The 11049-nt window shown below is 48.8% G+C and carries 9 protein-coding genes; 8 read left to right on the forward strand and 1 reads right to left on the reverse strand.

Going from position 1 to position 11049, the window contains the following annotated elements:
• Window positions 1-57: 57 nt before the first annotated feature.
• The 5 genes from ACEW8F_RS04570 to ACEW8F_RS04590 all read left to right on the forward strand — a co-directional run bounded on the left by ACEW8F_RS04570 (window position 58) and on the right by ACEW8F_RS04590 (window position 5714).
• Window positions 58-1107, forward strand: a complete 1050-nt coding sequence (locus tag ACEW8F_RS04570; protein ID WP_373482293.1) for a type II toxin-antitoxin system HipA family toxin — start codon at window positions 58-60, stop codon at window positions 1105-1107.
• Between the two features lie 167 nt (window positions 1108-1274).
• On the forward strand, window positions 1275-1964 hold the full coding sequence (locus ACEW8F_RS04575; protein WP_373482294.1) for a molybdopterin-dependent oxidoreductase: 690 nt from the start codon (window positions 1275-1277) through the stop codon (window positions 1962-1964).
• Window positions 1965-2109: 145 nt separating this feature from the next.
• Window positions 2110-3768, forward strand: a complete 1659-nt coding sequence (locus ACEW8F_RS04580) for a hypothetical protein (protein ID WP_373482295.1) — start codon at window positions 2110-2112, stop codon at window positions 3766-3768.
• 168 nt (window positions 3769-3936) lie between these two features.
• A complete protein-coding gene (locus tag ACEW8F_RS04585; protein WP_373482296.1) occupies window positions 3937-4911 on the forward strand; it encodes a zinc-ribbon domain-containing protein in 975 nt (324 codons plus the stop codon).
• Between the two features lie 269 nt (window positions 4912-5180).
• Window positions 5181-5714, forward strand: a complete 534-nt coding sequence (locus ACEW8F_RS04590) for a GGDEF domain-containing protein (RefSeq protein ID WP_373482297.1) — start codon at window positions 5181-5183, stop codon at window positions 5712-5714.
• A 184-nt stretch (window positions 5715-5898) separates the two neighbouring features.
• Here ACEW8F_RS04590 and ACEW8F_RS04595 read toward each other — a convergent pair whose 3' ends face one another.
• The gene (locus ACEW8F_RS04595; protein WP_373482298.1) at window positions 5899-6993 is read right to left on the reverse strand and encodes a leucine-rich repeat protein; all 1095 of its coding nucleotides are present in this window, start codon (window positions 6991-6993) and stop codon (window positions 5899-5901) included.
• Window positions 6994-7462: 469 nt separating this feature from the next.
• Between ACEW8F_RS04595 and ACEW8F_RS04600 the strand changes: the two genes are divergently transcribed.
• The 3 genes from ACEW8F_RS04600 (at window position 7463) to ACEW8F_RS04610 (ending at window position 10807) form a co-directional block, all read left to right on the forward strand.
• The gene (locus ACEW8F_RS04600; RefSeq protein ID WP_373482299.1) at window positions 7463-9088 is read left to right on the forward strand and encodes a diguanylate cyclase domain-containing protein; all 1626 of its coding nucleotides are present in this window, start codon (window positions 7463-7465) and stop codon (window positions 9086-9088) included.
• Window positions 9089-9398: 310 nt separating this feature from the next.
• Window positions 9399-10043, forward strand: a complete 645-nt coding sequence (locus tag ACEW8F_RS04605; RefSeq protein ID WP_373482300.1) for a PAS domain S-box protein — start codon at window positions 9399-9401, stop codon at window positions 10041-10043.
• Window positions 10040-10807, forward strand: a complete 768-nt coding sequence (locus ACEW8F_RS04610; RefSeq protein WP_373482301.1) for an HD domain-containing phosphohydrolase — start codon at window positions 10040-10042, stop codon at window positions 10805-10807. The genes ACEW8F_RS04605 and ACEW8F_RS04610 overlap by 4 nt, the downstream gene beginning before the upstream one ends.
• Window positions 10808-11049 lie beyond the last annotated feature (242 nt).

The following is an 11049-nucleotide window of genomic DNA, read 5'->3' on the forward strand; positions in this document are numbered from 1 at the left end:
GGTATCATGGTAGGCTGGTGGGGACACTGGCACTGTATAAACAGCGACAGGCAGCTTTTGACGAGCAAGGAATGGATGGCCGATGGCTTTTCGATCAGCCCCTTCTCACTGCCACTGACGCAGCGTGTCTTTATACCCAAGGCTGATCCGTTTGAGGGCTTGTTCGGCGTATTTGCTGATAGTCTTCCAGATGGATGGGGGCGATTGCTGGTCGATCGGCTGTTATTAAAAAATCACATCAACCCGTTTGAGATCAGCAGTCTGAACCGATTGGCAATTGTTGGTTCATCTGGCATGGGTGCGTTGACCTATGAACCGGTTCATCATTTTGATTTATCGAATCAGGCCGTTGATCTTGATGAAATTGCGGCTGAGTGTGCCAAAATGCTCCGGACGGATTATTCAGATAATCTGGATGACTTGTTCAGACTTGGGGGGTCTTCAGGCGGGGCCAGACCGATGATCCTGACAACAATTGATGAGACCGATTGGATTATTAAATTTCCATCATCAGAAGATATTAAAAACATCGGTGAGCATGAATATCGGTATTCTTTATGTGCCCGGGAATGTGGTATTGCGATGGAAGAAACAAAACTCTTTTCATCAAATACCGGTCCGGGCTATTTTGGTACCCGAAGATTTGACCGAAAACAGGACGAACAGGGTAATGAAAAACGGATTCATATGCTTTCGGTAAGTGGGATGCTGGAGACTTCCCATCGTATCCCCAATTTGGATTATAACATTCTGATGAAGCTGACCCTGGAATTAACAAAAGATTTTTCTGAGGTTGAAAAGATGTACCGGCTGATGTGTTTTAATGTTTTTGCCCATAATCGGGATGACCATTCAAAGAACTTCACTTTTCTTTATGATGAAATAAAGCAGCGGTGGCTGCTTTCACCCGCTTATGATTTAACGGATAGTGTTTCTTTTGGCGGCGAGCATGCCACCTGTATTAATGGCAACGGAAAGAATCCGGGGCTCAGAGATATTCTGGAAGTGGCCAGGAAAATTGGCATTAAGGATCAAAAAGCAAAAAATATCGCCATAGAAATAAAAGAAATCGTTACTGCTTACCACTTGCGTGACAAAAACAGATGAGTAAGGATTCTGCTTTATTTTATGTGTCGGTGCCTGACATTAATTTAAGGAATCGATCGCTGAAATGGAGTGACTGCCAACAAAACGATGCGACGGTTCATATTACTGTGTTTACAACGACGTAGATTGGATACAATATAAGTAAATGTGTTAAAGGAGAGCAGACCATGCGACGAACAATTATTTTGGTAGTGGCGGTTATCGTAATTGGGATAACGGTTTACCTGGTTAGTACGATGAACTTGTTTTCAGACAATAATAAGGGCGCGCCTGATGGAGTATCCCAGGCAACGGCCAGCCGCTATCAGGAACAGGAAATCCGCGACTATCAGGGGGTCCGGCTGGACCCGGCCATCGGCCCTAGGGATAATTCAATCTCCGGGATTCAAACGGTTGATCTTGACAGCTATCAGCTCCAGCTGACGGGCCTGGTTGAGAAGCCCGTAAATTACAGCTATGAACAGGTTCTGGAAAAAGATAAGGCACAGCGCCTGATCACCCTGTATTGTGTCGAAGGCTGGCAGGCCACGGTGCTCTGGGAAGGGGTGCCGATCACCGAGCTGCTGGCCGATGCCGGGGTTAAAGACGGGGCCACCACTGTCATCTTTCACGGTGTCGATGGCTATACCACGGCGATGCCGCTGACCACCATCAAAGAAAAAGATATGTTATTGGCCTATTCAGCCAATGGCGTGGTATTGCCAGCGTCAATGGGTTTTCCGTTTATCGTTGTGGCTGAAGACAAACTGGGCTATAAGTGGGCCCGGTGGGTCAGTGAAATCGAACTGTCCAGTGATGAAGATTACCAGGGTTTCTGGGAAAAGCGGGGCTATGACAACGACGCCACCGTGAATTGAAAAGCCTGCTCATTCGTCAAGTGATCCAAGGCAGCGGCAATCGGACCGATGAACTGAGGGCCTTTGAGAAGACCCGGCGTCATCTATCGATGTGCTACTGATCAGTGCAAGGCTGTATTCAAGCCTGGAAAGGGGCGGTGTCCTCATGAGAAAAAATATGTTTGTCGCTGTGGCGACGATGCTTTTAGTTTTGTTCGGTCTGCCGATAACGGTGTCGGCGGAGATGCTTGATAAGTACGCTGATCCGGCAGTGGTCGCATCGAGTGGAAGCTTTGAATCAACCTATAATACCCACCTGGATTTCAGTCTTGCTGGGGGAACCCTTACAAGTGCCGAGTGGACGCTGATTCCCATGTACGCAATTTATGCGCCGAGTGGTACGATAAAAGAAGGAGAAACAGTTTCACTTTCGCTTACCGGCTCACAACATCCGATACCGGCCGAAAACCTGGTGTTTAATAGTTTGAATATGAAGCTCACCTTTCTCGATGGCAATGATAAGATTATCGGAGCGGAGCAAACATACAGTTCTGGTAATGTAAAAAGTTCGCCGCTTTCTTATCAAATGAGCGCTGCGGTCCCGGTTGGTACGAAAACGGCCGTGATTACGGGCAATTTTAAAAGCCGCTGGACAACGTCGATTGTGGCCGAAGAAACGGTGGCGGTTTCGGTAACACTTTTGGTTGAGGAGGATGCCGGGGCCGGACCGCCCGTCGAGTCGGGGACGACTCAGACCCCCGATCCGGCCAATGACTGGGCCAGCGATGATTATGGCAGCGATAGTGATGGCTTTCCGTTCGGGGTCGTAATCGCCGTCGTCGTCGGGGTGCTGGTGATCATTGGCTTAGTCATCGGCAGAGCAATGCGAATTAAAAAACCGCAAACCTCGCCCAGTCCGGAAACCAATGATGTGATCATCACCGATCCGGCGACTGGTGCGCAAACCCGTTATGTCCAGGATCCGGTCAGCGGCGAATGGGTCGACCCGGAACGCGGCGGGGTTCTGAATCCCGAGCGGCTGCCCGAATCACTAAGGCAGCGGCAAGCGGCCAGGGAATGGGTCGATCAACAGAATCAGAAACTGCAGACCGGCGACAATACCTTTGACAAAAAATTAGCTGCCGAACAGGCCCAGCAACAAGCAAAGGACCGTCTGATTGATGAATTGCTCCGGGTCTCGCAACGGGCCGGCGCCCAGCCACAGAGTGAGCTGACCTTTAATATTCGCAAAAATGCTCAAAAACTGGTTGGTAAACTGATCGAGGGGACCGAACCGGTTTCGCCCGAGGCGATTGAACGGGTGCGCGGGGCTTTTATCAAAACCGCAACGGGGTCGATCATTACCCACGCCGAACTGCCGCGAGTACCGTCTGATTCGATGCTTTACGTCGCGGCCTTTAACAACGAATTGGAAGAAATCTCCCGTAACCAGACCGCTTCCGCCGTACTATTTCGGACAGTCTTTGCTTACACTACGCTGGGGGGATCGGAGCTGTTTTTTCAAAGCCACAAAGGTTTTCTGCGGATGCGCGATTACGTCGAAGATGACGGCAACAGTGAATGGGGTGCCTTCTATACGGCCTCCTGGGGGGCAGTTAAGGATTATTATGTTAGTAAGAAGGCAGATGACTTTATTTGGGGGGCATCCCCTAAGTTCGATGCAATTGAAAAGTGTGGTGTTGTTGGGAAAATTCTTTACAATCAAGGCAAACGATTTGTAAAGATTGGTATCAATACCACCGATAGAGCGACGTTGGATATCGACGGAAAAGTCCGACGGGCGATCAAACAAAAATTTAAGTGAGCGGGAGAATAAGCGATGAATGTAGAGACGATCACGTTAACGGATGCGCAGATTAAGGCGTTAGCCAAAAACAGTCACATCAAACCGAATTTACTTTGCCAATTGCCAGAGTTTGACAAGGCGGAAAGCGTTTCCCCACCTCTGTTGGATGCGGCCCAGCAGGAGGTTTTGAATGCGCTCCTGCAGCCGCTGAACACCACCGATATGGCGGTGCTGCTGGCAAATGACGGACTGATGCGGTTGCAGCTCAGTCTGCGGGGCGAAACCGGCGTCCTGTTAGGCCAGGCCGACGACGGCAATCAGTTACTGTCGGCCAGCGAGGGAGACGTTGCCACCATGGTGATGGCCTACCTGGCCCAGGGCGGCGAACCCCTGAAACGGGCCGTCGCGCTTAATCTTTCGCAGCAGGCTTTTTTGCTGCTGTTGGCGGCTGCCGATGCGTATAAGATGAGCTATCTTGAAGATCTGCTGAATCATACCGTATCAGCGGCAAATCTGACGGCAAAGTCCCTGGCACGGGCCGTTGCAGAGGCCTATGAAAGCACCGACCTGCGGTGGCTTTTGCCGTTTGCATTGTTTCGATCCGAGGCAGCACAAAAGCTTGACGTGACATCAGCATTGGCTGAATTGGCCGAAGTCGGGCTGATCGAGGTGGAGGGGGTGGTCTTAACGGAAGAAGGCTCGTTGTTTATCGATGACCTGATGTATCGCAAGGTGATCGCCGATATCACCTCCCTTTATGTCCAGGATGCGGCGCTTGCCCGTTCACAGGTGATGTTTATACGAACGGAACAGACCCTTTGGGCCGTTCAGTTCGTTGACAAGGATGCGGCAGTCCGATCGTTGACGATTGATGAAGCATGCGAACTGATGGTTTCGCTGCTGATCCAGAAAGATGAGCCTGCGAATCGCTCCGCTTTGAAAGCCGGGCCAAAAGAAGGTCCTGCGGGGGCCGTATCGAAAGCCTCAAACTGTTCCCAATGCGGTCATCAGCTGGCGACTGGGGTGAAGTTCTGTGTGAATTGCGGGACGCCGGTAACACGGTCCGCCCCACCAAAAGCGCCCTTGTTTTGCAAACACTGCGGCGCCAAATTAGCGCCAGACGAGCATTTTTGTGCAAAATGCGGCAAACCTTGCGATTGACGCTTAATTTATGACGGTGCCTGACATCAATTTATCCTTTCTGTTTCCCCACTGTCTGAAAAACGGCACGATCCCGCTGGTGGCGGGCTTTATTAACCAGGTGTCCCACTGGTGAGCCACCATCATTATGATTTTGGGGGTTTTTAACTGCCCATTTCAAATTAAAGCCTGTTCGGCAACCCCACTAATTCAGTAAAGGAAATTATAAAATAACGTATCCCCCGAACAAAATAATTGAATTTACAAAAATCCTTGAAAGTATCGGTGAAATGTCAGATGCGATCGAAATCAGGGAAAATGAACTAGTAATCCTTTCCAGTATCGATAAACTTACCCAGATCTATAATCGTCAAAAAACGGAAGAGATACTCGGATTAGAAATTCAAAAATCAAATCGGTATCATCATTCACTCTCAATTATCATGCTTGATATTGATCGATTCAAGGAGGTAAATGATACCTATGGTCATAAAGTCGGAGATATCATTCTAGAAGAATTTGTGAATATTTTGAAAAAAAATATTCGTGCAACTGACTTTCTTGGGCGATGGGGTGGGGAGGAATTTTTGATCATCTGTCCCGAAACAAATATTGAAGGAGCAAAAACGCTTGCGAGTAAGTTAAGGAGAGAGATTGAAGAACACAAATTTCCGATCATTGTTTGGAAGACCGCAAGCTTTGGCGTTGCTGAATATATCCCTGAAGAAGCGATTAATTCAGTCATGAAGCGGGCGGATGATGCTTTATATAAAGCAAAAAAACTGGGCCGGAATCGAGTCGAGGGCGAGCCTGACATTAATTGATAAAAATGACCGGGATCGGCCGTCCCGGGCGCAGTCAATCCGTCTGAGCAGTACCGAACAGGATGAAGATTACCAGGGGTTCTGGGAAAAGCGGGGCTATGACAACGACGCATTTTCGATAAGCCCGGTGAACTCCGCAAAGTCGACCGGGCGCGAAAAACGCTCTCATGTTCACTTTTGCATCTTAGCCACGGGCTAGGTCCGGATAAAGATAGGGGATAGCGGTGGGGCCTGGTGCTGCCGAACCTTTAGGAACAATTTTTATCTGGATTGCTTCCAGACGATAACCATAACCAGAGGTGCCTGCCGAACGAGCATTTTTCGCCCAATCCAACCAGCCAAAGTTTTGAGCATGAACCCGATAATAAATATCATAGTTAACGGCATCACTGCCGGTTAAATAAATATCGATTGCTTCCAGGCGAAGCCCTTGACCACTGCTGCCACTGGGATCCATATCATATACCCATTCTTGCCAGCCATAGTTTTGCACATGGGTGCGGTAGGCGACCCCCAGGTCTAAGCCTTCATTTTTTAATGCAATTTGAATGGCTTCGAGACGGAGTCCTTGACCACTGGTGCCACTCGTCGCCCCATCAGCTACGACTGTCTGCCAGCCGTAGTTTTGCACATGGGTGCGATACTCACACGAAACTGTTTGTGCAACATAATCTGGGATAAACGTGATGCCATAGGTGTTTGCATAGGTTTCAGCGGTAGAACCACGCTCTCCATAAATCGTCAAGTCACTACAGCCCAAAAATATATCCTCACCCATCGTCGTTACCTTCGCTGGAATGCGGATGCTTTTCAATGATGAACAACCACTAAAGGCTCTTTCCTCAATCGTTCGCATCTCATCACTCATTGTCACGGAGTCTAAATTATTACAGCCGATAAAAGCTTCCTCTTCGACCGTCACCGTCCTGCTTAGTTTGACACCAGTTAGCGCGGTATAATACTGAAAAGCATGATGACCGATATTTACAACCCCCATCCCGGGCCAACTATCGCCGACATTAATATCGCCGCCGTGCCCCAGGTAATTGGTTATGAGAACGCCGCCTGTAATATACTGTAACACATAATCACCAAATAGAAACGGCTCTGAATTAACCGCTACTTCAGCACCCAAAACCTCATCGCTACTGATCGCTTCATTGTTGCTTAACTCACCTTCTCCACTCGCTTGACTATTTCCTGCCAATACACTGCTTGGAATTACAACCAATAGCATGACGGAAACGAACAGGCAGACTGCTTTCAAAAAACCTTTCATTACATAACCTCCCTTGCGATTTTAAAACATTTTTCCCTGAGATTAATCAAAAATCTTCACGATACTCATTTCATAGTCATATTACCCGCGACAGACCATGATAAACCTTTTTATCCGGTTTATTCAATCATTTCTTCACTAGGCCGGATAAATAATCGACTTCCGCATTGTAGATCAGCGGAAATTTTGTGAAATGTGCAAGTACCTGACATTAGCTTATCAACTTATGCCCCCTCATTTCGGTAAAGTCTTTCAAATTGATTGCGATTTCAGTAAAAACTTAACTGTCGATGCCACACTGAGGGTGCCGGCACACTTAACTTATTATGCCCGCGTGGAACTGGTTGAAAATGGTATTCAATTGCCAGCTTCTGTTATATAATGATGTGTAATTAAAAAAATCGAAATGAAGTGAGTAGTCGGCTGGATTAAATCAAAGACTTCTCAGACCTTCAGGAAGGCGTAAGGCATGGAACAAAACACTGCCAAAATCAAGAGTAATCCGGGGAAAAAGAAACATCACAGGCTGATTTCAGGAAGCATCATCCTTGGTATTTTAATGGTATTGGCCATGGATATTACGCTTTTATTCGCATCGAATGGAGAAATTAGAACAAGTCCAACGGCCCGCCGGGAAACCGCCAATCCCAGCCAGAAAACTGAGGTTAATGACATGAAGGTCGAATTGACCGCGGAGGAACAGGCTTACCTGGATGCCCTGGGACCGGTGAAAATTTGTATCGATCCCGACTGGGAGCCCTATGAGCGAATCAATGAGCAGGGTGCGGCCGAAGGGATTGCCGTTGATCTGGTTGCGCTCATCGCTCGCCGGACCGGCGTCGAGCTGGAATTGGTTGCCACCTCGGACTGGGAAGAAAGTCTGAAGAATTCCCGCATGGGGAAGTGTCAGGTGCTGGGACTTTTGTTGCAAACCCCTTATCGGGATCAGTGGTTGGTTTTTACGGAACCCTATTTTTCTGACCCCAGTGTTCTGATCACCCGGGCGGAACATATTTATATTTCTGATCTGGCATCCCTTTCGGGAGAAACGCTGGTATTGCCGGAAGGAACCGGCACCGAAGAAGCGATCCGCAGGGATTATCCTAATCTGAAAATTATGATTGTCGAATCTGAGGCGGTCGCTTTTGAAATGGTGGAGACTAGGCAGGCCGATTTAACCATCCGTTCACTGACCATGGCAGCTTACACCATCAAGAATCAGGGGCTTTTTAATCTTAAAATTGCGGGGCAGGTGCCCAATTATACCTATGCGTTCCGGATGGGAGTGGTGGATGACGAGCCGATGCTCAGGGATATATTAAACAAGGGGATCGCGACCCTGTCACCCCAGGAGATTCAGAAGATTTCCAATGAACACATTGCCGTAGAAGTGCAGTCGGGGATTGATTATGATCTGATCTGGCGGATCGTTCTGATTTTCGTTGCGGTGTCTACCGTTGGCCTATTATGGATTTGGCAGCTGAAAAAATTCAATAAGACCCTGTCCCAAAAAACCATGGAGCTGGAGCTGGTGACAGAAGAATTGAATGCTGATATTATTGCTCGGGAAAAGGCGGAAGCAGAAATCCGGATTTTATTGTATCATGATCAGCTCACCGGTTTATATAACCGCACATTTCTCAAACAGATGGTTCTAACCCCCGCGGAAGTCCATCCCGTAACAGTGTTTATGTTTGATCTTGATGGTCTGAAAGAAGTCAATGATAACCATGGTCATCTACAGGGGGATATCCTGATTAAGAATGCCGCTAATCTTTTTACCCGGTGCTTTACCGAAAACGCCAGCATCATCCGGATTGGCGGCGATGAGTTCCTGGCCGTGGTGACGGATTGTCATGAGCAGCAGGCGGATGATCTCAGGGATTGCGTCCGGCAGGCTGTCACGGCCTACAATCTTCAGAATCACGATGACAGCCTGGTAATCAGCCTGTCAATGGGTTATGCCATCAGCACAAATCCGGCCACGACCATGGCCGAGTTTATGCAGAAATCCGATGAAATGATGTATGCCGACAAATTGCGACATAAAAAAGGCATTTATGATGCCGCAGAGCATGGAAGCTGGATTGGATAAAGGGTACGTGCCTAAAAAGGGTACGCGCCTGACATTAACATATCAGAAATGGCAGCTTGGTTAATTTCAGTATTATACAGCCGGTACGCATTTGCTTTCGGCCATTATTACCAAAGCAACCGGCAAGAGTATGCGTGAGTTTGCCAATCAAGCATTATTCAAAACGCTGGGAAGGAAGTGGGAGACGATCATTTTTAGCGGTTGATCAGCGGTTGCCGGCCTGAAACGATAGAAACCGGCAAACCGGGGTATATCGTGTCATATCAGAATCCATCAGAAGCCCAAAGCTGTTGGAGAAAGAGGAACAACCATGAAACAGAATGACCAGAACTTTTTGTGGCGACGCATTGCCAAAAAGAAAAACACCGGGAGCCCGGCATTGCCCATGGCCCCGAAAGCCAAAAAAGCCTGGCGGAGACGGCTGGGCGAAGCGGATTTCCGGGAGATGATGGTGGAGTATAATTCCGAGGCCATGGCCCTGCTGGTTAAAACTGCGGGCGGCTGGGTTTATTGTTATAACAACTGGGAGCACGAAAAAATGACCGGCTTCAGCCAGCGAGCCATTCGTAATCAGAGTTTGAAAACCGTCCTCGGGGAAGCCTACTATCAGGTCTACGAAAAAAACGCCGATAGCTGCCGGGAAAGCGGGGAAACCTTTCTTTTTAAGGGCACAGCCTGCTGGAATGGCGAAATCAGGGAGAGCCTGTGTCGCATGACCCCGGTTGCCAGTGATAATCAGGACTTTATTGTGGTGACCGAGCTAAACACCAAAGCACTCAAAGACTGGATGGCCAAAAACCAGCTGGCCACGACCCGCTTTGACCAGATGTTTCAGACTCACACTGCCACCATGCTGCTGATCGAACCGGAGTCAGGGCGCATTGTCGATGCCAACCCGGCGGCCCTGGCCTTTTATGGCTATGCCCTGGAGGAGCTCAAGGCGATGAATTCATGATCGTGATGCCCGGATCAGATCTGAAGGATGCCGAACGGCTGGTCAAACGGATCAAGGAACAGCTCCAGGACATTTGCATTAATGGCTCCATTGAAGCCAGTGTCTCCTTTGGGATGGCGCTGAAAAAGAGCCGGGATGATGAGCCCGGGGCGGTCCTTAAAAAAGCCGAGGAGATGATGTATCAGATCAAGTTGTTGGAAAGCAAAAGCATGCGGGGCACCACCATTAATGCCCTGCTGGCGGCCCTGGATGAAAAAAAAGCCGAAACCAAGGCCCATACCCAGCGCTTGTCCGATCACGTCATGAAGCTGGCCGAGCTGCTGGCCCTGAACATCGAAGCCCGAAACCGCCTGATCCTGCTGGCGATGCTCCATGATATCGGCAAAGTGGGGATTCCCGATCACATTCTCGACAAGCCCGGCCGCCTCAGCGAGGAGGAATGGCAGATCATGCAAACTCATTCGGAAATCGGCTATCGGATCGCCACCAATGTGCCGGAACTCCATGTGGTCACCGAGGAAATCCTCCATCATCACGAAAAATGGGATGGCAGCGGCTATCCCTCGGGGCTCAGCGGTGAAAAAATCCCGCTTAACAGCCGGATTCTGGCCATTGTCGATGCCTATGACGTGATGACCCATGATCAGGTTTACCAGCCGGCCCGTTCCCATGAAGACGCCATCCAGGAATTACGGAATCAGGCCGGCAGCCAGTTTGACCCCCGGCTGGTGGAGCGCTTTATTAACCAGGTGTCCCACTGGTGATGATAACCGTAACGGGACACAAGGGGACGGAGGGGGAGCAGTGAAAAAGTCATGTTTATTTGATGTATTCTCAAAATCTGAGAGAATTATTTTTAGAAAACGAAATTAATTCTAAATACGACAAATAGTTCACAGAAACAAGAAGATTTAGCGGTCATGATGGCCGCTATTCTTTTTAAATTTACTGCAATGGCTGCCAGTTTCGATTGTTTAGACATCGAAACAAGGCCATAGCCTTTTGC

Source organism: Acetobacterium sp. (assembly GCF_041752335.1).
GTDB lineage: Bacteria > Bacillota > Clostridia > Eubacteriales > Eubacteriaceae > Acetobacterium.